24 protein-coding genes are annotated in these 25461 nt (G+C 69.1%); 9 read left to right on the top strand and 15 right to left on the bottom strand.

Features of this window, described 5'->3' with window-relative positions:
• Nucleotides 1-94 precede the first annotated feature (94 nt).
• The 3 genes from ACFXKA_RS13545 to ACFXKA_RS13555 form a co-directional block, all read right to left on the bottom strand.
• Nucleotides 95-1258: a ferredoxin reductase gene (locus ACFXKA_RS13545; RefSeq protein ID WP_379427419.1), complete on the bottom strand. Its 1164-nt coding sequence runs from the start codon at nt 1256-1258 to the stop codon at nt 95-97.
• Between the two features lie 294 nt (nt 1259-1552).
• Nucleotides 1553-2089, bottom strand: a complete 537-nt coding sequence (locus ACFXKA_RS13550; RefSeq protein WP_354834135.1) for a DUF6912 family protein — start codon at nt 2087-2089, stop codon at nt 1553-1555.
• A 46-nt stretch (nt 2090-2135) separates the two neighbouring features.
• Nucleotides 2136-3557, bottom strand: a complete 1422-nt coding sequence (locus ACFXKA_RS13555) for a wax ester/triacylglycerol synthase family O-acyltransferase (protein ID WP_379427420.1) — start codon at nt 3555-3557, stop codon at nt 2136-2138.
• Nucleotides 3558-4040: 483 nt separating this feature from the next.
• Here ACFXKA_RS13555 and secA point away from each other — a divergent pair, with 483 nt between their 5' ends.
• From secA to ACFXKA_RS13570, 3 genes are all read left to right on the top strand, one after another.
• Nucleotides 4041-6875: a preprotein translocase subunit SecA gene (gene secA / locus ACFXKA_RS13560; protein WP_379427421.1), complete on the top strand. Its 2835-nt coding sequence runs from the start codon at nt 4041-4043 to the stop codon at nt 6873-6875.
• A gap of 182 nt (nt 6876-7057) precedes the next feature.
• On the top strand, nt 7058-7297 hold the full coding sequence (locus tag ACFXKA_RS13565; protein WP_354833969.1) for a hypothetical protein: 240 nt from the start codon (nt 7058-7060) through the stop codon (nt 7295-7297).
• Nucleotides 7298-7718: 421 nt separating this feature from the next.
• Nucleotides 7719-10340, top strand: coding sequence for an AAA family ATPase (locus tag ACFXKA_RS13570; protein ID WP_379427422.1), 2622 nt, complete (start codon nt 7719-7721; stop codon nt 10338-10340).
• Nucleotides 10341-10371: 31 nt separating this feature from the next.
• Here ACFXKA_RS13570 and ACFXKA_RS13575 read toward each other — a convergent pair whose 3' ends face one another.
• Both ACFXKA_RS13575 and ACFXKA_RS13580 read right to left on the bottom strand, forming a co-directional pair.
• A complete protein-coding gene (locus ACFXKA_RS13575) occupies nt 10372-10689 on the bottom strand; it encodes a hypothetical protein (protein WP_379427423.1) in 318 nt (105 codons plus the stop codon).
• A 99-nt stretch (nt 10690-10788) separates the two neighbouring features.
• Nucleotides 10789-10992 (bottom strand): hypothetical protein, encoded by a 204-nt coding sequence (locus ACFXKA_RS13580; RefSeq protein WP_379427424.1) that lies wholly within the window; start codon nt 10990-10992, stop codon nt 10789-10791.
• 307 nt (nt 10993-11299) lie between these two features.
• Here ACFXKA_RS13580 and ACFXKA_RS13585 point away from each other — a divergent pair, with 307 nt between their 5' ends.
• Complete coding sequence (locus ACFXKA_RS13585) at nt 11300-13972, top strand: AAA family ATPase (protein WP_379427425.1); 2673 nt, start codon at nt 11300-11302, stop codon at nt 13970-13972.
• Between the two features lie 57 nt (nt 13973-14029).
• On the opposite strand, the gene ACFXKA_RS13590 is transcribed toward ACFXKA_RS13585, so the two are convergent.
• From ACFXKA_RS13590 to aroA, 4 genes are all read right to left on the bottom strand, one after another.
• Nucleotides 14030-14554, bottom strand: coding sequence for a nitroreductase family deazaflavin-dependent oxidoreductase (locus tag ACFXKA_RS13590; RefSeq protein ID WP_379427426.1), 525 nt, complete (start codon nt 14552-14554; stop codon nt 14030-14032).
• Nucleotides 14555-14569: 15 nt separating this feature from the next.
• Nucleotides 14570-14788 (bottom strand): hypothetical protein, encoded by a 219-nt coding sequence (locus ACFXKA_RS13595; RefSeq protein WP_379427427.1) that lies wholly within the window; start codon nt 14786-14788, stop codon nt 14570-14572.
• Between the two features lie 72 nt (nt 14789-14860).
• Nucleotides 14861-15904: a ribosome small subunit-dependent GTPase A gene (rsgA, locus tag ACFXKA_RS13600; RefSeq protein ID WP_354834138.1), complete on the bottom strand. Its 1044-nt coding sequence runs from the start codon at nt 15902-15904 to the stop codon at nt 14861-14863.
• Nucleotides 15865-17148, bottom strand: coding sequence for a 3-phosphoshikimate 1-carboxyvinyltransferase (aroA, locus tag ACFXKA_RS13605; protein ID WP_379427428.1), 1284 nt, complete (start codon nt 17146-17148; stop codon nt 15865-15867). Before aroA ends, rsgA begins: the two co-directional genes overlap by 40 nt.
• Nucleotides 17149-17350: 202 nt before the next feature.
• On the opposite strand from aroA, the gene ACFXKA_RS13610 reads away from it, so the two are divergent.
• Nucleotides 17351-17644, top strand: coding sequence for a hypothetical protein (locus ACFXKA_RS13610; protein ID WP_379427429.1), 294 nt, complete (start codon nt 17351-17353; stop codon nt 17642-17644).
• Between the two features lie 78 nt (nt 17645-17722).
• Here ACFXKA_RS13610 and ACFXKA_RS13615 read toward each other — a convergent pair whose 3' ends face one another.
• Nucleotides 17723-19231 carry an aldehyde dehydrogenase family protein gene (locus ACFXKA_RS13615; RefSeq protein ID WP_379427430.1) on the bottom strand — a complete coding sequence of 503 codons (1509 nt, stop codon included), beginning with the start codon at nt 19229-19231 and terminating at the stop codon, nt 17723-17725.
• Nucleotides 19232-19362: 131 nt separating this feature from the next.
• Between ACFXKA_RS13615 and ACFXKA_RS13620 the strand changes: the two genes are divergently transcribed.
• On the top strand, nt 19363-20130 hold the full coding sequence (locus ACFXKA_RS13620; protein WP_379427464.1) for an SOS response-associated peptidase: 768 nt from the start codon (nt 19363-19365) through the stop codon (nt 20128-20130).
• A 74-nt stretch (nt 20131-20204) separates the two neighbouring features.
• On the opposite strand, the gene ACFXKA_RS13625 is transcribed toward ACFXKA_RS13620, so the two are convergent.
• The 4 genes from ACFXKA_RS13625 to ybaK form a co-directional block, all read right to left on the bottom strand.
• Complete coding sequence (locus ACFXKA_RS13625) at nt 20205-20501, bottom strand: hypothetical protein (protein WP_354833988.1); 297 nt, start codon at nt 20499-20501, stop codon at nt 20205-20207.
• Nucleotides 20502-20673: 172 nt separating this feature from the next.
• Nucleotides 20674-22296 carry an MDR family MFS transporter gene (locus ACFXKA_RS13630; protein ID WP_379427465.1) on the bottom strand — a complete coding sequence of 541 codons (1623 nt, stop codon included), beginning with the start codon at nt 22294-22296 and terminating at the stop codon, nt 20674-20676.
• A gap of 71 nt (nt 22297-22367) precedes the next feature.
• A complete protein-coding gene (locus ACFXKA_RS13635) occupies nt 22368-22916 on the bottom strand; it encodes a MarR family winged helix-turn-helix transcriptional regulator (RefSeq protein ID WP_379427431.1) in 549 nt (182 codons plus the stop codon).
• A 155-nt stretch (nt 22917-23071) separates the two neighbouring features.
• Complete coding sequence (gene ybaK, locus ACFXKA_RS13640; protein WP_354833994.1) at nt 23072-23566, bottom strand: Cys-tRNA(Pro) deacylase; 495 nt, start codon at nt 23564-23566, stop codon at nt 23072-23074.
• Between the two features lie 149 nt (nt 23567-23715).
• On the opposite strand from ybaK, the gene ACFXKA_RS13645 reads away from it, so the two are divergent.
• The gene (locus tag ACFXKA_RS13645; protein WP_379427432.1) at nt 23716-24588 is read left to right on the top strand and encodes a sigma-70 family RNA polymerase sigma factor; all 873 of its coding nucleotides are present in this window, start codon (nt 23716-23718) and stop codon (nt 24586-24588) included.
• A gap of 8 nt (nt 24589-24596) precedes the next feature.
• The gene (gene rsrA / locus ACFXKA_RS13650) at nt 24597-24872 is read left to right on the top strand and encodes a mycothiol system anti-sigma-R factor (protein WP_354834147.1); all 276 of its coding nucleotides are present in this window, start codon (nt 24597-24599) and stop codon (nt 24870-24872) included.
• A gap of 179 nt (nt 24873-25051) precedes the next feature.
• Here the strand turns inward: rsrA and ACFXKA_RS13655 are convergent, their stop codons facing one another.
• On the bottom strand, nt 25052-25126 hold the full coding sequence (locus ACFXKA_RS13655; RefSeq protein ID WP_154787346.1) for a 50S ribosomal protein bL37: 75 nt from the start codon (nt 25124-25126) through the stop codon (nt 25052-25054).
• A 91-nt stretch (nt 25127-25217) separates the two neighbouring features.
• Between ACFXKA_RS13655 and ACFXKA_RS13660 the strand changes: the two genes are divergently transcribed.
• Nucleotides 25218-25433, top strand: a complete 216-nt coding sequence (locus ACFXKA_RS13660) for a biotin/lipoyl-binding carrier protein (RefSeq protein ID WP_379427433.1) — start codon at nt 25218-25220, stop codon at nt 25431-25433.
• Nucleotides 25434-25461 lie beyond the last annotated feature (28 nt).

A 25461-nucleotide genomic window follows, 5' to 3' on the forward strand; every position in this document is an offset into this window, starting at 1 on the left:
GCGCGGGTGGTCGGTCCCGATGGGACCGTGTTCAGGCTCGATTGTCATCGAGGGTAGCCGTTCTCGGGCGGGGTCGTCTCACACGGTGTGCGCGTCATACTTCGAGGGTGCAGTCACCCGCCGCGGCCGAGATGCAGGTCTGGATCTTGTCCCCGGCGCGGTGCTCCTTGCCGTTGCGCAGATCGCGCACATGGCCCTCGGTGACCGTGACAACGCAGGTCTGGCAGATGCCCATGCGGCAGCCGAACGGCATCTGCACGCCCGCGCCCTCACCGGCCTGCAGCAGCGTGGTCGCGCCGTCCACCTCGGCCGAGCGGCCGGCCTTGGCGAAGGTGACGGTGCCGCCCTCAGCGGTGGCGTTGCGCTCGATCTCGAAGCGCTCCACGTGCAGCTTGGACTCCAGACCGGCGGCGGCCCAATGCTTCTCGATCTCGTCCAGCATGGGCAGCGGGCCGCAGGCCCAGACCTCGCGCTCGTGCCAGTCCGGCACCACCTCGTCCAGATCGGCGAGCGCGAACTTGCCCTGCTCGCCGGTGAGGTGCAGGTGCGCGGTGAAACCCGGGTGCCGGTCGTGCATGTCGCGCAGCTCGTCACCGAACATCACGTCGTCGGGGGTGCGGGCGGAGTGGATGTGCATGAGATCCGGGACCGCATTGCGGCGATCCATGGTGCGCAGCATGGCCATGACGGGCGTGATGCCCGAGCCCGCGGTCAGGAACAGCACCTTGGACGGCGCCGGATCCGGCAGCACGAACCCGCCCTGCGGCGCGGCCAGCCGCACGATGGTCCCGGCCGGCACCCCGGAGACGATATGGCTGGACAGGAAGCCCTCCGGCATCGCCTTCACCGCGATGGAGATGAGCCGCCTGCCCTTGTGCGCGCTGTCGCCGGTCCAATCCGGCGGGCAGGTCAGCGAATACGAGCGCCAGTGCCAGCGGCCGTCCACCAGCACGCCGATGCCGATGTACTGGCCCGGCTCGAATTTGAAGTCGAAACCCCAGCCCGGCTTGATCACCAGGGTGGCCGAATCCGCGGTCTCCTTGCGCACCTCCACGACGCGGCCGCGCAGCTCGCGCGCCGACCACAGCGGGTTCACCAGGTGCAGGTAGTCGTCGGGCAGCAGGGGAGTGGTGATGCGCGCCGCGGCGCCGCGCAGTGCGTCGAGGGGAGTCCGCCCGCCGGTGCCGCCTTCGGCCACGGGGGCTTCCAGCCAGTCCCGCAGTCCTCGCACGGAGAACCCACCACTCTTCGATGCCATATCCCGGAACGCTTCCTGTCGTCGTGCGCGCTGGTCAGCGCGTCGTCGTACGCCTGTCGCCCATGTGATGAGCAACCATCACAGCCAGGTTACGGCATCGTAGGTTACGGGGGCTGTGTTGGATTGCCCCTCCGCTTCGCGCCGGGGCGCGGGTTCGCGGCCCTGAGGTCTCGATTCTTCCCTCCTCCGCTCCTCCGCTTCGCTCCCCCGCTCCAAGGCGGAGGTCGATTCCAGCCGCAGTCCAGAATCGGGACGGCCGCGAACCTGTGGGTTTACGCGAACCTGCCTGTGGGATTACAGGAGATCGAGCAAGAAGGGGAGTTCTTGCGCTGCGTACCAGGCGAGCTGGTGGTCCTCGGCGTCGCCGAGCACGAATTCGGCGTCGGCGTCGCCCATGTCGGCGGCGTCGATGACCTCGACGGCCTTGGCGACCTCGGATTCGGCCTCGGCCAGGTCCACGTGGATGGACGCGATGCGGTCGTAGGCGATCGGGCCGGACAGCCGCACCACGGCGTCGTCCAGATCCGGGCGCAGGGTCGCGCCGTCCACATCGGCGGCGATGACCGCGCGACGGAAGACCGGTCCGGCCGGGGCGGGATCGGATTCGTCGCCGGATTCGTCGCCCGCGCGATCGCCGCGGACCTCCGCGGCGGCCTGTTCCTCGGCGAGCAGTCGCAGCGAGGCGCGTGCGGCCTCGGCCATGGCGACCTCGGCCAGCTCCTCGTCGTCGCCGGAGGCATAGGCCTCGCGCAGCGCCGGCGTCACCGCGAAAGCGGTGTCGTTGAGGGCGCGAATCTCGCGGTCGGCGACCAGTTCCCGCAGCATCGGCATCGTGGCCGGGACGTAGACCCGTAGTTTCTTCGAGACGCGGGACGACTCACTGGACGCAGGCACCGAGCATCTCCTCCATCGACTCGTGCACCGAAGCGGTCAGCACCGCGATGTCCGCCATGGCGTCGCGATCGGCGGTGAGTCCGTAGAACACCCGTCCGTCGTAGGACGTGAGCCCGATGCTCAGAGCCTGAAAGCGCAGCAGCGGCGACACCGGGTACATCTCCAGCATCCGCGCGCCGCCGATGTACATGGGCTGCTGCGGACCCGGCGCGTTGGTGATCACCAGATTGAACGTGTGCTCTGCAAAAGTACTCGCCGACCGCACGCTCATGGCATGCAGGCTCGCCGGAGCGAATCCGGCCATGTGCATCAGCGTGCGGGCGCGGACCCCGAGCTGATGCCGGGAATGGGGTTCGGTCGCGTGCTTGATGTGCTCCATGCGGATCACCGGATTCGGTTCGCCCACCGGCAGATCCACCAGCAGCGAGGTGACCTGGCCCGCGGGTTTGAGCTCACCGTTCGGTCCGTCGGCATAGACCGACATGGGGACGACCGCCCGCAGCGCGTCGGCCTCGGTCAGCACCTGCCCGCGTGAGAGCAGCCAATTGCGCAGCGCCCCCGTCACCACCGCGAGGATCACGTCGTTGATGGAGCAGTCGAACCGCTTGCGGATCTTGCGGTAGTCCTCGAGATCGGTGCGCACCACCTCGAACCGGCGATTGCGCGAGGTGCGGGTGTTCAGGGGGCTGTCGGGCGCGCCGATGGCCGCGGTCCGGACCATGGACACCAGCTTCTGCACCGCCTTGCCGGTGGCGTCGACCATGGCGAAGGCCTCGGCCACGTGGTGGCGGGCCACCTCCAGGCCCTCACGCGGCTGGGTGGCCAGGTGCAGCACCGCGCCGAGCAGCAGTTCGAGGTCGGCGGGCTCGCGATGGGCGATCCAGGCGTCGTCGGCGACCTCGCGGGGCGCGGTCGAGGTGTCCAGGATCACATGCCCGATCTCGAGCGCGCTGTCCCCGTCGACCAGGGCGGAATGGGTCTTGGTGAAGATGGCGCAGCGGCCCTCGGACAGGCCCTCGACCAGGTACATCTCCCACAGTGGCCGGGAGGGGTCGAGGGGGCGTGACGCCAGCCGCGCCACCAGGTCGAGCAGCTGCTCGTCGGTACCCGGCTCGGGCAGGGCGGAGCGGCGGATGTGATAGGTGATGTCGAAGTGGCTGTCGTCCACCCACACCGGGCGGCCCAGCGTGAACGGGATCTCCCGCACCTTGCGGCGGTACAGCGGCACCAGCGGCAGCCGCGACTCGACCAGGGTTGCCAGCCGGTCATAATCCAGCGGCCCGTGCCCCGCGTTTCCGGCCGGCGCGGGATTGCGCAGGATGGCCAGGGAACCGATGTGCATGGGGTTGCTGCTGGATTCCAGCCGGTAGAACGACGCGTCCTGCGGCGTCAGTCTGGTGATCACGCTGCCCGCTACTCCCTAGTCCCTGCCTGCGCCCGCAGTGTCCCCCTGCCTAGGCGCCGGCGGTTCTTCCATCAAATGTTGCCGTGGCATTCTTCGAAGGCAAGCTATCGCAATCCGATCACCTGGGGGAATGGATGGGCGGCACTGCCCGAGATCACACACCGTCAGCGGTGTCCCCAGCTCCGGGTGCGCGGGCGCAGGCCTCCGCACGCCGGACCCCCTACATCCTACGGCAGGGGTAACGAATCAGCCTCGGACGCAAGATCATTCGCTGAACGGTCGCTGGCGGCCCCGATCGGCTCCCGGGCAACCCTGCGGGCGGCCCGGTTTCACAGCTTTCCCTCAGCACGCACGCCCTCGCCCGCGCAGTTCAGCACCTACGATGGGCTCCGGATTACCATGGCTAGTGATTGCGCGCCCGCGCGCAGGCTTCCCGCCATGGTGGGGGCTACCGACAACACCGACCAGAGGACTACAAGACCCGTGCCTGCGCTGAGTTTTTCAAGGTTGCTACGGATTGGTGAAGGTCGCACGGTCAAGCGGCTGGCAAGTCTGGCGGACGAGGTCATCGCCCTCGACGAGGAGTACACGGCCCTCACCGACGCCGAGTTGCAGGCCAAGACCGCGGAGTTCCAGCAGCGCTACGCCGACGGCGAGAGCCTCGACGAACTGCTGCTCGAAGCCTTCGCGACCGCGCGGGAAGCGTCCTGGCGAGTGCTGAACCAGAAGCACTACAAGGTGCAGATCATGGGCGGCGGCGCCCTGCACATCGGCAATGTGGCGGAGATGAAGACCGGTGAGGGCAAGACCCTGACCTGTGTGCTGCCCGCCTACCTCAACGCCATCTCCGGCGAGGGCGTGCACGTCGTCACCGTCAACGACTACCTGGCCAAGCGCGACGCCGAGTGGATGGGCCGCGTGCACCGCTTCCTCGGTCTCGAGGTCGGCGTGATCCTGGGCGGCATGAGCCCTGCCGAGCGCCGCGAGGCGTACGCCGCGGACATCACCTACGGCACCAACAACGAGTTCGGCTTCGACTACCTGCGCGACAACATGACCCACTCGCTGGACGATCTGGTCCAGCGCGGGCACAACTTCGCCATCGTCGACGAGGTCGACTCCATCCTCATCGACGAGGCCCGCACCCCGCTCATCATCTCGGGGCCGGCCGACGCCTCCTCGAAGTGGTACGCGGAGTTCGCGCGCATCGCGCCGCTGCTGAAGAAGGACCTGCACTACGAGGTCGACATCAAGAAGCGCACCATCGGTGTGCACGAGGCGGGCGTCGAATTCGTCGAGGACCAGCTGGGCATCGACAACTTGTACGAGGCGGCCAACTCGCCGCTGGTGAGCTACCTGAACAACGCCATCAAGGCGAAGGAGCTCTACACCAAGGACAAGGACTACATCGTCCGCAGCGGCGAGGTCATCATCGTCGACGAGTTCACCGGCCGAATCCTGGTGGGCCGCCGCTACAACGAGGGCATGCACCAGGCCATCGAGGCCAAGGAGGGCGTGGAGATCCAGCCGGAGAACCAGACGCTGGCCACCATCACGCTGCAGAACTACTTCCGTCTCTACGACAAGCTCTCGGGCATGACCGGTACCGCCGAGACCGAGGCGGCCGAGCTGCACCAGACCTACGGCCTGGGTGTGGTGCCGATCCCCACCAACAAGCCGATGGTCCGTCAGGATCAGTCCGATCTGATCTACAAGACCGAAGAGGCCAAGTTCGCCGCGGTCGCCGACGACATCCAGGAGAAGCACGAGCTGGGTCAGCCGGTCCTGGTCGGCACCACCTCGGTCGAGCGCTCGGAGTACCTGTCCAAGCTGCTAACCAAGCGCGGTATCCCGCACAACGTGCTGAACGCCAAGTTCCACGAGCAGGAAGCGCAGATCGTCGCCGAGGCGGGTCGCCCGGGCGCGGTCACCGTCGCCACCAATATGGCCGGCCGTGGTACCGACATCGTGCTGGGCGGCAACCCGGACATCATCGCCGACATCCTGCTGCGCCGGCAGGGCCTGGACCCGGTGGAGACCCCGGACGAGTACGAGGCCCACTGGCACCCGACCCTCGAGCGGGTCAAGGAGCAGGTGGACGAGGACGCCGAGGCGGTCCGCGACGCGGGTGGCCTCTACGTGCTGGGCACCGAGCGGCACGAGTCGCGGCGCATCGACAACCAGCTGCGCGGTCGTTCCGGCCGTCAGGGCGACCCGGGCGAGTCCCGGTTCTACCTGTCGCTGGGCGACGAGCTGATGCGGCGCTTCAACGGCGCCGCGCTCGAGTCGATCATGACCCGGCTCAACCTGCCCGACGATGTGCCGATCGAGGCCAAGATGGTCTCGCGTGCCATCAAGTCCGCGCAGACCCAGGTCGAGCAGCAGAACTTCGAGATCCGCAAGAACGTCCTCAAGTACGACGAGGTCATGAACCAGCAGCGCATGGTGATCTACGCCGAGCGCGCCCGCATCCTCGAGGGCGAGGACATGGAGGGCCAGGTGCAGGAGATGATCACCGACGTGATCACCGCCTACGTCAATGGCGCCACGGCCGAGGGCTATGTCGAGGACTGGGATCTGGAGAAGCTGTGGGGCGCGCTGAAGACGCTGTACCCCATCGGCATCGACTACAAGGACCTCACCGGCGAGAGCGACGGCGGCGAGGTGGGCGAGCTGACCCGCGAGGAGCTGCTGGACGCGGTGCTCGAGGACGCGCACGCCGCCTACGACAACCGCGAGTCGGAGATCGACGGCCTCGCGGGCGAGGGCAGCATGCGCAATCTGGAGCGCCAGATCCTGTTGAGCGTCCTGGACCGCAAGTGGCGTGAGCACCTCTACGAGATGGACTACCTCAAGGAAGGCATCGGCCTGCGCGCCATGGCGCAGCGCGACCCGCTGGTCGAGTACCAGCGCGAGGGCTTCGACATGTTCGCGGCCATGCTCGACGGCCTCAAGGAGGAGTCGGTCGGCTTCCTGTTCAATCTCCAGGTCGAGGTGCAGCAGCCGCAGCCGGTCGGCGTGAACGTGGCCGCGGGCCTGCAGTCGCCGGTCGGCAACCGCCCGCTCCCCACCGAGGAGGACGCGGCCGCCAACGGCAATGGCGCTCCGGCGGCCCTGCGCGCCAAGGGCATCGACGAGTCCGGTCCGCGCGGCCTGTCCTACTCCGGTCCGGACGAGGGCGGTCATGCCGCCATCCGCAGCGACCGTGACGAGTACGGGCTCGAGGACGGTCAGGGCGGCACCCGCCGCGAGCGCCGGGAGGCGGCCCGCGCCCAGGGCAAGGCCGACCGCGCCCCGCGCTCCAAGCGCCGCCACTGAGCCAAGCGCCGCCACTGAGCGAAGCGAAACCCACTGCGCCCCGGGTGTTCACACCCGGGGCGCAGTGTTTTCCGCTCTGGACCAGCGGTTTTCGCGTGGTCATGAAACAGTCACGATCGGTTCGCTGAAATGGGTTCCAGTCCGGTCGCCGTGGGGCGGCCGAGCAGGAAGGAATCACGATCATGCGCAAGACTTTTGCCCTCACCGCCATGGCTCTGGGCATCGCCGGGCTGGGCGCCGCGACCGCGCACGCGGAGACCCTGACGGTCGACGGTAACTACGCCACCGTCGACGCCTGCGCCGCCGACGGCAATGGCGGCCAGTTCCAGGCGGGCGGCGTGCAGCTGCGCGGCGAGGACGGCTGGCAGTGGCGGTGCGATCAGGGCGCCGACGGCCTGTGGTACATGACCATCTTCCGTTGATCGAACGCCGGTCTCCGGCTCGAACGGAAACCGTGCCCTCGGCGAAATCGCCGGGGGCACTGTCGTTTTCGGGAATGAATCAGAGGGCTGATTCCGAAGGAAGCGGACAATTCGGACGACGGCAGGGTCGCTCGGGTCGGCCTTCGGTGAAATTTCCTGCCGCTCAGGTGTTTCGGCGGCCCGGCAACGGGTATTCGGTCTCTGGGCGCGGTCGTTGCGGCCTGTCGCCGATCCGAATCTCATTCGTACCCTTTTAGCTTCGCTGGGATCGCAATCAAGGCCATTTTTATCGCGCGAACCGGGCTGCGCGTTAATTGAATTACTCCCCTCAAATTTGTGATGTGCGTCATTCGAGACATTTTGTGCCATTTACTCGGCGGTAGCTTGGTTGCGCTCTATTAGCTGGGCTAAATTCCCGGATGTGTGGGAGGACCTGAGGTTTTACGGGCGGGAACATGAACGGAGCCAGTTGGATCGCGCTCTCGCGGCGGCCCGTTCGGGGCGGGGATCGGCGCTGGTGCTGTACGGCGATCCGGCCATCGGCAAGACCGCGCTGCTGCGCACCGCCGTCGATCGCGCCGCCGATTTCCGGGTGCTGCGCTGTCAGGGCATGAGCACCGAATCCGAACTGAATTTCGCTGCCCTGCACGAACTTCTGCTGCCGGTGGCCGACCGGCTGCCGACGCTGCCCACCGCCCAGTCCCGGGCTCTGGGCGTGGTGCTCGGCCTGGACGCCGGTGCGGCCGACGCCTTCCTGGTCGGCGCCGCCCTGGTGCGGCTGCTGTCGGCGCTCGCGGCCGAGGGCCCGCTGCTGCTGGTCGTGGACCAGGCCCGGCTGGTGGATCCGGAGTCGGCGCAGGCGCTCGTGTTCGCCATCCGCCGGCTGACCGCGGCGCCGGTGACGCTGCTGGTGGCGCTGCGCGACGATCCGGCCGACACGCTCTGGCGGGAACTGCCCGCGCTGCCGGTCACCGGCCTGCCCGAGGCCGACGCCCGCCGTCTCGTCGCCGAGCGGCACGGCCCGCTGGGCGCGTTGCGGCTGGCCCGGATCCTCGACGTAGCCGGCGGCAATCCGCTGGCGCTGCACGAATTGCCGGATGTCGTCGGTGATCTCGCGGGCACCGCGCCCGAGCCGATGGCGCTGGGGCCCGGACTGCGCGCGGCCTTCCGCGATCGCGTCGCCGCGCTGCCCGCCGGGGTGCGCGTGCTGCTGATCGTCGCCGCCACCGAGACCCGCGGCGTGCTGGGTATCGTGACCACCGCCGCGGCGGCCCTCGGCGTCGATGACGCCGCGTGGGAATTCGCCACGGCCGCAGGCCTGCTCACGGTCGGCGACGGCCGGGTGGAACGCACCCACGCCCTGCTGTGCGCCGCCGTTCACGATGCCGCCACGGCCGCCGAGCGCCGCGCCGCGCAGCTGGCCGTGGCGGACGCGCTGACCGGACCGGGCACGGCGGATCTGCACATCTGGCACCGGGCCATGGCCGCCGAGTGCCCGGACGAGGAGCTGGCCGCGGCCTTGACCGCTGTTGCCGCCGGCTCGGATCACGGGCACATGACCGCCGCGGCCATGCTGCGGCAGGCCGCCGCCATCACGCCGGATCCGGAGCGGGCGGGGGAGCGGCTGGCCGCGGCCGGTCGATCCGCCTGGGCGGGCGGCGATATCGCCTCCGCGCACGGCCTGCTCGATCGCGCCACCGCCCGGCTCGGGCCGGAGCGGGCCGCGGTGGCCGGGCGCGGGCTGGCCGGGCTGCTGGAATTCGTTGCGGGAGAACCGGAGCGGGCGAGCCGGCTGCTGCTGCGCGATGCCGAGCTGGTGGATCCCGAGACGGCCGTGCTCCTGCGGATCGACGCCGAACGCGCGCGCTGGGTGGCCGGGCACGGCGTCCTCGATCTGGATCCCGCGGAAATAACTGTGCGGGAGGGTATTTCGCGCTTCCACACCATGATCCGGCCGCTGCCGCCGGCGCCGCTGGTGCTGCTGTGGGGAATGGCGGACGCGGCCCTGGAGCCGTACACGCAGGCGGCGGCGTACCTGCGGGGCAGTTCGGCGCCCGCCGCGGTGTCGCTACTACCGCAGCTGGCGATCATCCAGTTCGCCAATGGCCGGTTCGCGGCCGCCGAGCAGACCTTGGCCGAGGCGTTCGAACTGGCCACTGCGGGCGGGGTGGAGAACGTGCTCGCCCAGTGCTGGGCCCTGCGCGCGAAGATCGCCGCGCTGCACGGTGATTCGGACACGGTGCTGGACAGTGCGGACCGGGTGCTGGCGCTGGCGCGGCCGCGCCGGTCGCACGCGCTCATCGCGTCGGCGCACTGGCATCTGGGCTTCCACGCGCTGAGCCTCGGCGATCCGGAGACCGCGTACCTGCGGTTGCGGACCCTGGCCCAGCCGGGGCACGACGCCCGGCATCCGACCTACGCGCGGCTGGCCGCGGTGGAGCTGGTGGAGGCCGCCACCCGGGTCGGCCGGCAGGCCGACGCGCTCGAATATTACGGGGAGATCCGGGATTGGGCGGTGCGGTCCCGCGCGGATTGGGCGCTCTCGGCCGCCTACACCTGCCGGGCCCTGCTGTGCTCCGGCGATCGGGCCGGCCACTACTTCCGGCGTGCGCTGGCCGTCCGGCGCACCCGCCACGATCTGAATCATGTCCGCACCCAGCTGCTCTACGGCAAGTGGCTGCGCCGGGCCCGGCGGCGCGCCGACGCGGCCGAGCAATTGCGCACGGCCGCCGAGGCGTTCGAGGGCATGGGTGCTGCCCAGTGGGTGCTGCGCGCCCGGCAGGAACTCGAGCTGACCGGCCGCCGGGCCGCACCGGTCACCGCGCACGGCGAGACCTCGGTGCTGACGGCGCAGGAGCTGCGGGTCGCGCGGCTGGCGGCGCAGGGCCTGACCAACCGGGAGATCGGGACCGACCTGTTCCTGAGCCCGCGCACGGTGGGCCATCACCTGTCTCGGGTGTTCGGCAAGCTCGGGCTCAGCGGCCGGACCGATCTGGTCGACGTGGATTTCGACAATGGCATGCGAATTGTGCGGCCGCGCTGACGTTCTCGTATCGGAGTGACGCTCCCGGGCACTATTCCAGGTGGACCGACTCGCCCCAGTAGCGCGGGTCCCAGTTGATGAGGATCATCCCGGCCACGCTGCCCGCGCAGCCACCGCAGGCGTGTACCTGGATCAGGTTGTCCACATCGGTGTCTCCGGCGAGCACGGCGCGGGTGGAAAGCCACACCGCCCGCAGGTGTAGGGCGGCGGGCTTTCCACAGCGCACGCATTCCGGCAGCACGCCTTCCGGATCGTTGCGCCCTATCCGGACTTCCGGGGTGACGGGCGCGCCGGGTCCGAGGGCGTCGTCGAGGAGCGGCGAAAATTCCTTGCGCTCACGGTCTTCCACCTCGGCAGGCTAACTATTTCCGGCGGTGTCCGCACCCTGGCCGCCGGGATCGGCGGCGCCCTTCGGCGTCGATCCGGGACGGCGTGGGAACCGGTCGGATCAGTTTCCGGTGGTGGCGGGCGGCGTAGTGCCCGGGGTGGAGGCGCTACCGGTGATCAGCGCCTTGATGACGTTGGTGAGGATCTCGGCCGATCCGGTGGTCGGCGTGGTCGGGGCGGTGCCGTCGGCGGAAGCCAGGCCCGCACCGGCGAACAGCAGACCGGCGGCAGCGGCGGCCACACCCAGAACACGGATCTTGCGCATGAAATCTCCTTGGAATCAATCGATCAGCGGAAATTCAGCTGATGGCGAGTGTTTAGCACGCAATCTTATGGGAATGCAATGGATATCGAATTGGGCGAGTCGCCCGATTTTGGATCGAATCCGTGCAGCATTTTAGCCGACAGTATACGAATCAAAATCGGTCGCTGTATCGGTCATCGTATCGGTCATCGATGAAAGACTCGGAATCGCATATCTCCCAGGTGATCTCAGCCGATGGGACAGCGGCGACTTCGAGTTTGTCCGGCTCTCGGGCATCGAGGTAGCTTGCAATGTGCGCGATATCCGGATGCTCCAGGGGAGGGAGCGAGAACAGGCCGAACTGTCTCGTGTATTGAGCGAGGCGCGCGCCGGTCGCGGCGGGGGATTGCTCTTGTGGGGTGAACCGGGAATCGGAAAAACCGCACTGTTACGCGACGCCGAGCTACGTGCCACCGATTTTCGAGTGGTGACCTGCCGTGGATTTCCCGCCGAATCGGAGCTGGATTTCGGCGCGCTGCACGAACTGCTGCTCCCGCTGATCGATCGGGTCGCCGCGCTGCCCGTCCCGCAGGCGCGGGCCCTGGCCGCGGCTCTCGGCCGGGACGCCGGGCCGGCCGATCGCTTCCTGGTGGGCGCGGCCCTGGTGACACTGCTGGCGACGGTCGCCCGGGAACGGCCGTTGCTGCTCATCGTCGACGACGCCCAGTGGGTGGACGCCGCGACCGGGCAGGCGCTCACCTTCGCGCTGCGCCGCCTGGGCGCCGTCCGGGTGGCGCTGCTGGCCGCCATGCGTGAATGCCCGGCCACCACGGTGTGGCAGGCGCTGCCCGTGCTGCCCGTCGCACCGCTGACCGAGGAGCACGCGCGACGGCTGCTGGCCCTGCGCTCCGGCGGCATCGGCGAGCCGCGCGCGACGCGCATGCTGCGACTGGCCGACGGCAATCCGCTGGCGCTGCGGGAATTTCCGATCGACTCCGAGGACGGCGCCGGAATCGGCTGCGGACCGGCGCCTTTCGGTCCGCGGCTGCGTGCCGCCTTCGCCGATCGGCTGGCCGCCCTGGAGCCGCGGGTGCGGATCCTGCTGACCGTGGTGGCCGCGGCGGATGGGGGCACGCTGTGCCCGGTCGCGACGGCCGCGACCGAACTCGGTGTCACCGCGGCGGATTGGGAGTCGGCGGTGGCGGCCGGGCTGCTCACGGTCACCGACGGGCGCGTCGAAATGCGGCACCGTCTGCTCTGCGGCGCGGCCTACGACGCCGCGTCCACGGCCGAGCGCCGCACCGTCCACCTGGCCCTGGCCGATGCCCTGCCGGGCCCCGAGAACGCCGACCTGCGCACCTGGCAGCTGGCCGCCGTCCTCGATGGCCCGAATCCCACGCTGGCACAGTCGCTCGCCGACGGTGTCGAGCGGGTGCGGGCCCGCGCCGGAACGCTGGCCGCGGCCGCGGTGCTGCGCCGCGCCGCGGCCATCACCCCGGACCCGGACACCGCCGGAGTGCGGCTGGCCGGAGCGGCCCGATTCGCCTGGGAGGGCGGTGATATCGAGTCGGCGCAGCGTCTGCTCGCTCTCGCCGAGACCCGCACCACGCCCGCCGCCATCGCCGCGGCCAGCGGCGGCCTGCCCGGCCTGCTGGAATTCGTCACCGGCGACCCGGCCCAGGCGCACATCCTGCTGCTGCGTGATGCCGAGGCCGTCCGCGCATCCGCCGCGAGGCCGGAAACCGCTGCCGTGAGCCCGGATTCGCGATGGCAGGGCGGCGGCACCGGCCTCGCGGCCGGCCTGCGGCTGCTCGCCGACCGGGCGGCCTGGTCGGTGGGCCGCGCCGCGGACCTGCCGCTGGACGGTCAGCTCGAAGCGGCCGGGGCCGCGTCCTCGCCCATCGCGGCCGCACGTCTGCTGCCGCCGGCCGGGCAGTTGCTCGAGTGGGGTCTGGCCGAGCGGGCGCTGGAGCCGTACCTCAGAGTGGCCGGGGGCCTGCGCGATTCGGCCGGCCGGCCGGCCACGCTCGGCGTGCTGCCGCAACTGGCCGTGGTGCAGTTCGCCACCGGTCACTGGGAGGCGGGGGAGAGCACCCTGGCCGAGGCGTTCGACCTGGCCGCGGGCGCGGGCGCGGGCAATATCCTGGCCCAGTGCTGGAACCTGCGGGCCCGGCTGGCCGCCCAGCGCGGCGACGCGGACACGGTGGCCGACAGCGTGGATCGCGCGCTGGCCCTGGCCCGCCCGCACGCGGTGTCGGCGCTGATCGGCGGCGCGTACTGGCATCACGGCTTCCACTCGCTGACCGCCGGGGATGCCGAGTCGGCCTATCGCCGCCTGCGCGCGCTCTACCTGCCCGGCCACGAGGCCGCGCATCCCACGCCGGCCCGGCTGGCCACCCTCGACACGGTCGAGGCCGCCTGCCGCGTGGGCCGTTTCGACGAGGCGGCCGAGTACGCGGAGCTGATCGCGGCCTGGACGCGGCGCACGCGAGCTCGCTGGGCACTGACGACCGCCTATGCCTGCCGGGCGCTGCTGGCCGACGAAGACCGCGCCGAGCACTACTACCGCCGTGCCCTGGCGGTCGGCGACACCCGGCATACCAGCTTCGGCCGCGCCCGTACCCAGCTGCTCTACGGCAAGTGGCTGCGCCGGGTCCGCCGCCGCCGCGACGCCGCCGAGCAATTGCGCGCCGCCGCCGACGCTTTCGACCTCATGGGCGCCACCGCCTGGGCCACCCGCACCCGCTCCGAGCTGGAGCTCACCGGCACCGGCGCCAAGCCCGGCGCCGGCTCGACACCGCTCACCGCGCAGGAGTCCCAGGTGGCCCGGCTGGCCGCCCAGGGGCTCACCAATCGGGAGATCGGCGCGGAACTGTTCGTCAGCCCGCGCACGGTCGGGCACCACATGTCCCGGATTCTCGAGAAGCTCGGTCTCACCAGCCGTTCCGAGCTGCGGGGCATCGACTTCGACAATGGCATGCGCCTGACGCGCCCGCACTGAGGCGTGGTTCCGGCCGCCGCGAACGCTGACAGCTAATGTCCAGCAGCAATTTTCGGATCAGGTCCGGGTGAGCTCGAACAGCCGGAACCGGCGAGTGCCCGCGAGTCGCTGCTCCATGGCGTAACCCGGCCAGAACTCCAGCGCCCGCCGCCACGCGCGATCCCGTTCGGCGCCCGTCAGCTGCCGCACCTCGACCGGGAACCGTTCCCCGCGGACCAGCAGTTCGGCCCGTTCGGCGCCACGCAGATTGGCCGACCAGGACGGCTGTTCGGGCAGGCCCCAGTTCGACGAGACGATCAGGAAGCGCTTCTCGTCGTACGGGTCCGGGACGTAGAGCAGGCTGACCGTGCGCGGCAGGCCGGTGCGGCGCCCGGCCACCGTGAGCTGCAGCGCGGGCAGGCCCGCGACATCGAGTATTCCCTTGCGGCCGTGTGTTGCTCGCCGCGTGAAGCGTTCGAGCGCGAACACCGCCGGTGCGATGCGCATGATGGTCCGGTGGCGGGCCAGGCCGCGGCCCAGCCGCGGGAGCGGGTTCCAGCGGGCGGGCGCCTCGGGCCGGCGCCGCCATTCAGCGAATGCCATGCCCCGATTATGTTGCTAGGGCGCCCAGCGCGCCCGATCCCAGTCGTCCTGCCAATCGTGCGCGCCGGCCGGGGACCGGTCGTCCGGATGCGCGGACGGCAGGGTCTCGTCCTGGTCCAGCGGCCCGGAATCGTCCTGTTCCCGCCCCGATCGATCGGCCTCGTCGGGTGCGGGCCGGACATCGCTGTGCCGCCGCCCGTTGGCGTGCCGCAACTCGGGAAGTTCTTCGCTCATGACCATCCCTTCGTGCCGGTTATGCACAAAAGGTATCGAATGGGCGATTTTCCAGCTAACTCAGGGCTAGCTTCAGGTGTCGCTGCTGCCCCGGAACCACGGATCGTTCGAATTGAGCGCGGTGAGCAGGCGGCGGATGGCAGCGACCCGGAGCTCCTTGCCGGGCAGTTCGTCGAGCGCGCACTCCGGGTCGGCGGGCGGGCCCAGGTGGGTGCAGCCGCGCGGGCAGTTCTCGATGGCGTCGGCCAGATCGGAGAACGCCTGGATGACGTCGTCGGGGGTGATGTGCGCCAGGCCGAACGAGCGCACACCGGGCGTGTCGACGACCCAGCCGCCATCGGGCAGCGGCAGCGCCACCGACTGGGTCGAGGTGTGCCGGCCCTTGCCGACCCCGGACACCTCGCCGACGGCGCGCTCCGCCTCCGGAACCAGCCGGTTCACCAGGGTCGACTTGCCCACCCCGGAGTGCCCGATGAACGCGGTCAGCCTGTCGTCCAGCAGGTCCAGCACCGGCTCCAGCGGATCCTCGATGCCGCCGTAGACGATGGTCAGATCCAAATCCTCGAAGGCCGAGGCGAATTCGGAGTCGGCGGCCAGATCGTGCTTGGTCAGGCACAGAATCGGTTGCAGCCCACCGACATACGCCGCCACCATGGCCCGCTCCACGAATCCGGTACGCGGTGGCGGATCGGCCAGCGCCACCACGATGAACAGCTGCTCGGCATTGGCCACCACCACGCGCTCGAACGGATCGGTGTCATCGGCGGTGCGGCGCAACACCGTTCGCCGATCGACCACCCGCACGATGCGGGCCAGGGTGTCGGGCTTGCCGGACAGGTCGCCGACCACGTCCACCTGATCGCCGACCACGATCGGCGTGCGGCCGAGCTCGCGCGCCCGCATGGCCGTCAGCGGCCGGTCCGGATCCCCGTCCAGCACGCACCCCCAGCGTCCGCGGTCCACCGAAACCACCATGGCCGCTTCGGCATCCAGGTGCTGCGGCCGGGTCTTGGTGCGCGGACGCGAGCCCTTGCCCGGGCGCACCCGGACATCGGACTCGTCGTACTCGCGCCGCCTCAGTGGTCTGCTCCCGACGAGCCGAGCATGCTGTCCCAGAGGTCGACGAAGTTCGGCAGCGTCTTGGCGGTGGTGCCGATGTCCTCGATCTCCACACCCGGCGTCACCAGGCCGATGATTGCGCCGGCGGTGGCCATCCGGTGGTCGGCGTAGGAGCGCCACTGCCCGCCGGTGAGCGGGTTGGGCACGATGGCCAGCCCGTCCTCGGTCTCGGTGACCTTGCCGCCCAGCCGGTTGATCTCGGTGGCGAGCGCGGCCAGCCGGTCGGTCTCGTGCCCGCGCAGGTGCGCGATGCCGCGCAGCCGGGACGGCGAATCCGCCAGTGCCGCAAGGGCGGCCACGGTCGGGGTCAGCTCGCCCACGTCGTGCAGGTCGATGTCGATGCCGGCCAGGCGCTCGGGCCCGCGCACGGTGAGCACGCTGTCGAAGAAGCGCGCCTCGGCGCCCATGCGTACCAGGATCTCCCGGATCACGTCGCCCGGCTGGGTGGTGAGCCGCGGCCAGTGCGGAATGCTCACCTCGCCGCCGGTGACGGCCGCCGCCGCCAGGAACGGGGTGGCATTGGACAGGTCCGGCTCGACCTCCCAGTCCACCGCCCGGATCGGGCCGGGGGCCACGGTCCAGGTCTGCGCCTTGCGCGGATCGTTGGGCGCGTCGACGCGAACGTCGGCCCGCCGCAGCATCTCCACGGTCATCTCGATGTGCGGCATGGACGGCAGCGCCGCGCCGTCGTGGTTCACGGTGACGCCCTGCTCGAACCGCGCCGCCGACAGCAGCAGCCCGGACACGAACTGCGAGGAGCCCGAGGCGTCGATGGTGACCGGACCGCCGCGCAGCGCGCCCATGCCGTGCACCACGAAGGGCAGCTGGTTGCCGTCGATGTCGAGGCCCAGTGCGCGCAGCGCGTCCAGGATCGTGCCGAGTGGCCGCACCCGCGCCTGCTCGTCGCCGTCGAAGGCGACATCGCCGCGGGCCAGCGCCGCCACCGGCGGCAGGAAGCGCATGACGGTGCCCGCGAGCCCGCAATCGACCATGGCGCTGGTGAATTCGGCGGGCGGGGTGACGGTGAGCGTCTCGCCCTCGCCCTCGATGCCGGTGCCCATGGCCCGCAACCCCGCGATCATGAGGTTGGTGTCCCGGCTGCGCAGCGCGCCGGTGATGGTGGACGGCCGATCCGCCAGCGCGGCGAGGATCAGCGCCCGATTGGTAATGGATTTGGACCCGGGCAGGGTCACGGTCGCGTGCACGGGAACTCGGACATGGGGCGCGGGCCAGAAAGTCACATGGCCATCTTCGCACTCCCGGCTCCCCGAGCCTTTTCACCGACCGATAATTCTCACGGGACTTGCGTTGCGGCCCGGCGGTCGGGTGCCGTGCCCGACCGAGTCCGTACCCGATGAGTTACCCCGGACTCGCCAGATCGGTTGTTCCGTCGGGCATGGAAAAGCCCGGGCGTATACGTATATGAGTACGTATACTGGTCGGGTGATCGATCCCATCAGTCTCATGATCGGTGGCGCGCTCGTCGGCGGCGGCTGGCTCGCGGGCCGATTCGGCTCCCGCCGCAGCAAACCCGGCACCGCGGCCGGCCCGGCCGTCTGCGGCTGCGGCCACGACCTCGCCCTGCACGACCGCGAAGCGGGTCATTGCCACGCCGAGACCTTCCGTAAGACCGGCGTCGGCATCAAAGCCTGGGCGCGCTGCAACTGTCAGCGCTACACCGGTCCCACGCCGCTCGAAGAGTTCTTCACCCCCACGCCCTTGCCACCGGCTCAGTGAACGCGCGATGCCGGTCTCCGTGGTGGAGACCGGCATCGACTGCCTGTGGCGCCCGGCATTTCAGGCTGAGCGCTCTCCCTACTTGGCGCGCCCGTGAATCAGCGGCACGATCTTGCGCAGCAGCTTCATGGTCCGGTCGGTACGGGTGTAGGACAGCAGCGCCATGCCGGGAATCGCGAAGCGCTGCACCGCGATCGAGTGCGGACGCGAGAATTCCAGCAGGCCCGGCGCACCGTGGATGCGGCCGATGCCGGAGTCGCGCACGCCGCCGAACGGCAGCCCCGAGATCGCCGCGTAGGACAGCACCGAGTTCACCGAGGTGCAGCCGACCTGGAGGCGCCGGGCGATCTCCATGCCCTGGTTCTTCGAGTACACCGCGGACCCGAGCCCGTACTTGCTCTTGTTGGTCAGCTCCACGGCCTCGTCCACACCGTTGACGGTGCGGATGGTGACGGTCGGTCCGAAGGTCTCCTCGCACACCGCATCCGAGGACTCGTCCACGTCGACCAGCACGACCGGTTCGATGAAGGGCCCCTTGACCGATTCGGGCCCGCCCAGCACGGCCTTGCCGCCGTTCTTCAGCGCGTCGTCGATGTGCCGGCGCACGATGTCGACCTGGCTGGGCATGGTCATCGGACCGTAGGAGGCCTTGGCGTCCGAACCCGGCTTGATGTCGGTGAGGATGCGCTTGACCTCGGCGACGAACTCGTCGGCGACCGACTTGTCCACGTACACCCGCTCCACGCCCGCGCAGGTCTGGCCGGAATTGGCGGTGGCGCCCCAGGCGACCGCGTCGGCGGCGGCCTTGATGTCGGCGTCCGCGGCCACGATCACCGCGTCCTTGCCGCCGCACTCCAGCAGCACCGGGGTGAGGGTCTCGGCGGCGGCGGCCATGATCTTCTTGCCGGTCGCGGTGGATCCGGTGAAGGCCAGCTTGTCGACGCCCGACTTGACCAGCGCCGCACCGGTCGCGCCGTAGCCGTTGATGGTGATGAAGACGCCGTCCGGCAGTTCCGGATTCGCCTCGGCGAACGCCTTGGCCACGAAATTGCCGATGCCGGTGGAGAATTCGCTCGGCTTGAAGACCACGCAGTTGCCGGCGGCCAGGGCGTAGGCGATGGAGCCGTTCGGGGTGTAGATCGGGTAGTTCCACGGCCCGATCACGCCGACCACGCCGAGCGGGCGGTACTCCAGGTGGGCGGCGAAATTGGCCATGAACGCGCCGGGCGCGACCTTCTTGGGCTCGAGCACCTTCTTGGCATTGGACGCGGCCCACTTGATGTGCTCGAGGGCCAGCATGAGCTCGAGGAAGGCGTCGTCGAGGGGCTTGCCGTTCTCGGCGTGGATGAGCTCACTGAGCTCGTCGGACTTCTCGACCAGCTTGCTGCCCCAGCGCAGAATGTGCTTCTTGCGCTCGGCGTAGGTCAGCGCGCCCCAGGTGGCGGCGGCGGTCCGGGCCTTGGCGACGGCCGCGCGCACCGCCGCCTCATCATCGATCTTGTAGGTGGCGAGGGCCTCGCCGGTGGCAGGGTTGACCGAAGTCAGCGTGTCGGCCTGATCGAGCGGGGCGGTTTCGGTTGCAGTCATGATTGGCGGCGTCCCTTGATGAGAGTGTGATGAGACGAACGTCTCATACCGTCCATGTGATGTCAATTGCCATCACATCGTGGGCGATTCACTTCTGGAGACTGTCGGCACCCGGTGGCAGCATGGTCGTCATGTGCGGTAGATACGCGACCACGACGAATCCCGCGAAGCTGGCCGTCGAGCTCGACGCTATCGACGAGACCGGCGCCAAGGGCTTCGATCCGAATTACAACGTGGCCCCCACCAATCAGGTGCTCACGGTCGTCGAACGCCACGACCGCGACCACCCGGAGGACCCGGCCACCCTGCGCATCCGGGCCATGCGCTGGGGCCTGATCCCGCCCTGGACCAAGGCCGCCGAGCCCGGGATCCCGGTCAAGGGCAAACCGCTGTTCAATGCCCGCGCCGACAAGGCCGCCACCACCGCCTCCTTCCGCGATGCGGTGAAGAAGCGCCGCTGCCTGGTGCCCATGGACGGCTGGTACGAGTGGGTCACCGAGGCCGATGCGCTCGGAAAGGCCGTCAAGCGGCCGTATTTCATGTCCCGCGCCGACGGGGGACGCCTCTATATGGCGGGTCTCTGGTCGGTCTGGCGTGACCGCGCCCAGGGCGACGAGGCGCAGCCCCTGCTGTCCTGCACGATCCTGACCACCGATGCGGTCGGCGATCTGACCAAGGTGCACGACCGCATGCCCCTGCCGATGCCGCGCGAGCACTGGGACGCGTGGCTGGACCCGGACCACCCCGCTCCCGAATCGCTGCTGGAAACGCCTTGCCCCGCAGCGGTTTCGGACATTCTGGTGCGCGAAGTGCCGTCGCTGGTCAACAGCGTCAAGAACAACGGCCCCGAGCTGCTGGCGCAGGTGGACGAACAGGCCGGTCAGATCAGCCTGATCTGAACGCCTTCCTTCCCGTTCCAACACCGTGCCCCGCCGCGGAATGCGGCGGGGCACGGGAGCTTCGAGAGTTCGTCTCAACCGCACTTCACGGTCGGCAGCCCGATATTGAGCGTGCACTTCAGGGTGTCGGCCATCGAGTCGATCATCCTGGTGATGATGTTGCCGCCGAGCTTCTCCGCCTTGTCGATGCGCTCGTCCTTCTTCGGCTGCTGCCCGCCGCCCGGGGCGCCCGGGTCGGGGAAGCTCGGATTGACCGGAGCGGCGTGCACCGGCGCGGCCGTCGCGAGCGCCATCGTCAGCGGGGCGGATCCCAGTGCCAGTACCAGCGCTCCGGCGGCGACGGCCGTGCGAATTCGCCGATGGTGAGACATAAACCGCATCACATCCTCGGGTTCGTATCGGACCTTGCGGACAAAAGGTTCACAACAAGCTCACTGCGCGCTCCCAAGTAACTCACAGAAATTCGGCCGAATTGTGAAAGGGCAATGCCCCCGCCGCGTCTTCGCGTCGGGGGCATTGCCGATTCGATGGTCGTCCGGCCGGTCAGACCGCGGCGGCGTCCGCCGTCTCGATGGCTTCCTTTCTGGCCTGGATGCCACCTGCGCTGCGCAGCGGCACCTCTTTCCAGAACAGCACCAGGATGAATCCGAGCAGCGCCACGAAGGTGGCCGACAGGAACACCCGGTCCATGGACTTGGCGAAGCCCTCCTTGAAGGGGTGCGCCAGCGTCGGGTTCAGCTGCTGGATCACCGAGCTGTCGTTGAGCACCTGGCCCACGACCGCCGGCGCGGTCTCCTGGTTCGACAGGCCGAGGACGACCTTCTTGTCGACCGAGTCGGGGCCCTTCACCGCGTCCCCGGCGGCCTGCGTGTAGGCCTGGTCGGTCCGGACGCTCTCCAGCGAGGTGGTGATGTTCGGAGCCAGCTGGGTGAACAGCACCGACAGGAACACCGCCACACCCAGGGTGCCGCCGATCTGCCGGAAGAAGGTCGCGGCCGCGGTGGACACGCCCATGTCCTTGGGCGGCAGCGCGTTCTGCAGCGCCAGGGTCAGCGGCTGCATCAGGTTGCCGAGGCCGAAGCCGGTGATGGCCATGAAGATCATGACGACCCACAGCTCGGTGTCGGCCGACACCAGGTGCAGCAGGAACAGGCCCAAGGTCAGCAGCGCCGCGCCCACCGGCGGGAAGTACTTGTACCGCCCGGTCCGGGCGATCAGCTGACCGGCCAGGATCGAGCCGGTCATCATGCCCGCCACCAGCGGCAGCATCAGCAGACCCGCCTTGGTCGGGCTCGCGCCCTGCACCACCTGCAGGTACTGCGGCAGCAGGGTGATGCCGCCGAACATGGCCGCACCGACCACCACCGAGATGACCACGCCGAGGGCGAAGGTGGAGTTCTTGAACATGCGCAGCGGGATCAGCGCCGCGTCGCCCTGCCTGGCCTCGACCGCGATGAAGGACAGCACGCCGATCGCGCCCAGTGCGTAGCAGAGGATGGAATGGCTGCTGGTCCAGCCCCATTCGCGGCCCTGCTCGGCGACCACCAGCAGCGGCACCAGGCCGACGATCAGCGCCGAGATGCCCATCCAGTCGATCGGCACCTTGGTGACGGGGCGCTTGGGCAGCTTGAGCACGCGGGTCACCACGGCCAGCGCGATGATGCCGACCGGCACGTTCACCAGGAACACCCAGCGCCAGCCGGTGACGCCGAGGATCTGGTCGGTGCCCGACAGGATGCCGCCGACGACCGGGCCGACCACGCTGGAGGTGCCGAACACGGCCAGGAAGTAGCCCTGGTAGCGGGCGCGCTCCCGCGGGGACACGATGTCGCCCATGATGGTCAGCGCCAGCGACATCAGACCACCCGCGCCCAGGCCCTGGAAGGCCCGGAAGGCGGCCAGCTCGTACATGGAGGTCGCCATGGAACAGGCCAGTGAGCCGACCACGAAGATGGAGATGGCGGCCAGGTAGAAGGGCTTGCGGCCGTACATGTCCGAGAGCTTGCCGTAGAGCGGCGTCGCCAGGGTCGAGGTGATCAGGTAGGCGGTGGTCACCCACGCCTGCGCCGAATAGCCGTGCAGCTCATCGGCGATGGTGCGGATGGAGGTCGACACGATGGTCTGATCCAGGGCCGCCAGCAGCATGCCCATGATCAGGCCGCTCATGATGACCAGGATCTGCTTGTGGGTGAAGCCGGCCGAATTGATCTCCGGCTCCGCCACTTCCGTTTGTGTTGTCACGAATTGCTCTCCGCGGGTGCGTAATAGGACTGAAGGTCTTTGTGGGCCGCGATATCGGCCAGCATGCGCTGCCGGGTCTCCTCGTAGCCGTCGACGAAGCGCCGCAGCAGGGCGGCGAAGGTCTCCCGTTCATCGGGATCCCAGCCGACCAGCATGTGGCGCAGCGAGTCGTTGCGGCGGGCCCGGATCTGGGCGGCCACGGTGCGGCCGGTGTCGGTCACGTCGAGGACGCTGACCCGGCCGTCGGCCGGATCCGCGCGGCGCTCGATGAGTCCGCGCTTGACCAGGCTCGCGACCTGCCGGCTGATGGTGGAGGCGTCGGAATAGAGGGCCTCGGCCAGCGCGCCCGAGCGTTTCGGGCCGTCATGGATCAGCTGGAACAGGATGCTGAACGCGGCCGGTTCGATTTCGCCCTGGGTCATGGACGCGATCTGCGCATTGGTGCGGTCGCGCAGTTTGGTGAGCCGGGCGATCTCGTAGGCGATGGCGTCGACAAGGCCGTCGTCGATGTCGGTGGGGGTAGTCGCCGGGTCATCGTCGGTCACGGTCGGTCTCACCTCCTTGCGTCGGTCAACTGCTTGTATGCGTCAACTAGTTGTACGGCGCAAGTATTCCGACATAGTTGTCCCTTGGCAAGTTTTTTCCGGAGGTTGTGTCTCCGCTCACGGGAGAATCGGACAATTCGCCCCTTGGGGGCGGGTCAGGCCACCGCGACCGCGGCCGTCACCGCTCCCGTGAGCCGGACCAGATCCGCCGGGGCGAGCTCGATCTCCAGCCCGCGCCTACCCGCGCTGCACAGCACCCGATCCCACTCCAGCGCCGACTCGTCGATGACGGTCGGCAGCCGCTTCTTCTGCCCCAGCGGCGAAATCCCGCCCAGCACATACCCTGTCGTCCGCTCCGCCTTGGCCTTGTCGGCCATGGCGGCCTTGCCGCCGCCCAGCGCCGCGGCCGCCGCCTTCAGCGACAGCGTGGTCGGCACCGGCAATACCGCCACCGCCAGCCCGCCCGACCCCAGCTCGATCACCAGCGTCTTGAAGATCTGCCCGGCGGTAACCCCGAGCTCGCCGGCGAGCGCCTCCACCGCCTCCGCCCCGTACGAATCACTGCGCGGGTCATGGGGATACGAGTGCACCCGGTGGTCCACCTTCGCCTGCATCAGAGCCTTGATCGCCGGGGTCGGAGCTGCAGCCATGGGCTCACCCTATCCAGCCGACGCAACCGGATTTCCGGTGCTGGGAACAGGGTGAGCGCCACGCCTGTTGCACGCGATACGCGCTTCGCAGCAACCGCAGGGCCCACGGTTCGCGAGCGCACGCATCCCATTCATCCAAGGAGGAGTCGGTGACCGTTCTGGTCGAAGAGCCCCCGGTGCGGACCGGGCCGCTGCTGTTCCGCAGGGGAGCCGCCGACGTCGCGCCCCCGGCCGGTTTCCTGGCCGAATCCCTGTTCGCGGTAGATTCAATTGCTACGGCGATCGAAGGGATTAGCGTGACGAGCGACGACGACATGGTCGATCGCCAGCGTGATGACGACGCGGACAGCGAGCGCATCGACGCCGGCGACGATCAAGCGGTCGACTATGACGAGGTGAGCGAATCCGGTGCCAGGAGTACCGAATCCGTGGCGGAACTGGCCGCGCGATTCGAGCGTGACGCGCTCCCGCTGCTGGACCAGCTCTACGGGGCGGCGTTGCGCATGACGCGCAACCCGGCCGATGCCGAGGATCTGGTGCAGGAGACCTTCGCCAAGGCCTACCAGGGGTTCCGCTCGTTCCGCGAGGGCACCAACCTGCGGGCGTGGCTGTACCGCATCCTCACCAATACCTACATCAACTCGTATCGGAAGAAGCAGCGCCAGCCCGCGCAGTATCCGACCGACGAGATCACCGACTGGCAGCTGGCCTCCACCGCCGAGCACACCTCCACCGGTCTGCGCTCCGCGGAGATGGAAGCCCTCGAGGCGCTGCCGGACGACGACATCAAGGCCGCTCTGCAGTCGCTTCCCGAGGAGTTCCGGATGGCGGTGTACTACGCCGACGTGGAGGGCTTCCCTTACAAGGAAATCGCCGAGATCATGGGAACTCCCATCGGTACCGTCATGTCCCGTCTGCACCGTGGCCGTAAGCAGCTCAAGGGCCTGCTCGCCGACGTGGCGCGGGAACGTGGATTCAATCGGTCGGGCAGCGATGCGGCGCGTGAGGAGGTAACCCAGTGAGCGACGAGATGGAAGAACTGGACTGCTCGGCGGTGCTCGCCGATGTCTGGCTGCTCCTGGACAACGAGTGCGACGACACCGTGAAGGCACGGTTGCGTGAGCACATCGACCGTTGCTCGCCGTGCATCGAGGCCTACGGCCTGGAGGAGAAGCTGAAGTCGCTGCTGAATCGCAAATGCGGCGGCGACCGCGCGCCGGATTCCCTGCGCCAGCGCCTGACGATGGAGATCCGGACCAGCTACACGCATGTGGAAACGCGTGTCGTTACGGAGCCGGAGAACTGATTTGGTGGCGACCCGGGTAACTCACCGGGTACGTCCAAAATAGGTTCGGCACTTGACCGCCGGCACGGGTGCGAACGGCAACCGGCTGTCCGCTGAAGTCCCGGAGAGACGGAACTGAGCGGCACCCTTCCCGATGGGAAGTGGTGCCGCTCAGCAGTTTTCGAGCTTTTCGCTACGGCTCAGGCGTTCGGCCGCTTGCCGTGGTTGGCGGCACTCTTCTTGCGGCCACGCTTCTTACGTCCACGCTTACCCATAGGTAATCTCCCTTCAGTCGGCCGCCATTCTTTCATGTGTGGTTGGCTGTACCGTCAGGGGCTACGGGTCACGCGAACGCGAGAGGTGTACATGGCTGAGGAAGTGAAGGCCGAGATGGTGTCGACTGTGCTGAACATCGAGGTCACTGTCGGCGAGAAGGTCAGCGTCGACCAGACCCTGGTCCTGCTGGAGTCGATGAAGATGGAGATCCCCGTCATCTCCGAGATCGAGGGCACCGTCGCCTCCATCCACGTCAGCCCCGGCCAGGTGCTGCAGCAGGGTGACCTGATCGCCGTCATCTCCTGAGCGACGACCCCCCGACCTGCTCCTGACG

Origin of the sequence: Nocardia sp. NPDC059228 (assembly GCF_042754245.1) — a bacterium.
GTDB lineage: Bacteria > Actinomycetota > Actinomycetes > Mycobacteriales > Mycobacteriaceae > Nocardia.

Coding starts and splice junctions, on each gene's coding strand:
- ACFXKA_RS13545 (WP_379427419.1), bottom strand. CDS start 1,258: ATGGCATCGAAGAGTGGTGGGTTCTCCGTGCGAGGACTGCGGGACTGG.
- ACFXKA_RS13550 (WP_354834135.1), bottom strand. CDS start 2,089: ATGCCGATGCTGCGGGAACTGGTCGCCGACCGCGAGATTCGCGCCCTC.
- ACFXKA_RS13565 (WP_354833969.1), top strand. CDS start 7,058: ATGCGCAAGACTTTTGCCCTCACCGCCATGGCTCTGGGCATCGCCGGG.
- ACFXKA_RS13580 (WP_379427424.1), bottom strand. CDS start 10,992: ATGCGCAAGATCCGTGTTCTGGGTGTGGCCGCCGCTGCCGCCGGTCTG.
- ACFXKA_RS13585 (WP_379427425.1), top strand. CDS start 11,300: ATGCTCCAGGGGAGGGAGCGAGAACAGGCCGAACTGTCTCGTGTATTG.
- ACFXKA_RS13590 (WP_379427426.1), bottom strand. CDS start 14,554: ATGGCATTCGCTGAATGGCGGCGCCGGCCCGAGGCGCCCGCCCGCTGG.
- ACFXKA_RS13595 (WP_379427427.1), bottom strand. CDS start 14,788: ATGAGCGAAGAACTTCCCGAGTTGCGGCACGCCAACGGGCGGCGGCAC.
- ACFXKA_RS13615 (WP_379427430.1), bottom strand. CDS start 19,231: ATGACTGCAACCGAAACCGCCCCGCTCGATCAGGCCGACACGCTGACT.
- ACFXKA_RS13620 (WP_379427464.1), top strand. CDS start 19,363: ATGTGCGGTAGATACGCGACCACGACGAATCCCGCGAAGCTGGCCGTC.
- ACFXKA_RS13625 (WP_354833988.1), bottom strand. CDS start 20,501: ATGTCTCACCATCGGCGAATTCGCACGGCCGTCGCCGCCGGAGCGCTG.
- ACFXKA_RS13630 (WP_379427465.1), bottom strand. CDS start 22,296: ATGAGCGGCCTGATCATGGGCATGCTGCTGGCGGCCCTGGATCAGACC.
- ybaK (WP_354833994.1), bottom strand. CDS start 23,566: ATGGCTGCAGCTCCGACCCCGGCGATCAAGGCTCTGATGCAGGCGAAG.
- rsrA (WP_354834147.1), top strand. CDS start 24,597: ATGGAAGAACTGGACTGCTCGGCGGTGCTCGCCGATGTCTGGCTGCTC.
- ACFXKA_RS13660 (WP_379427433.1), top strand. CDS start 25,218: ATGGCTGAGGAAGTGAAGGCCGAGATGGTGTCGACTGTGCTGAACATC.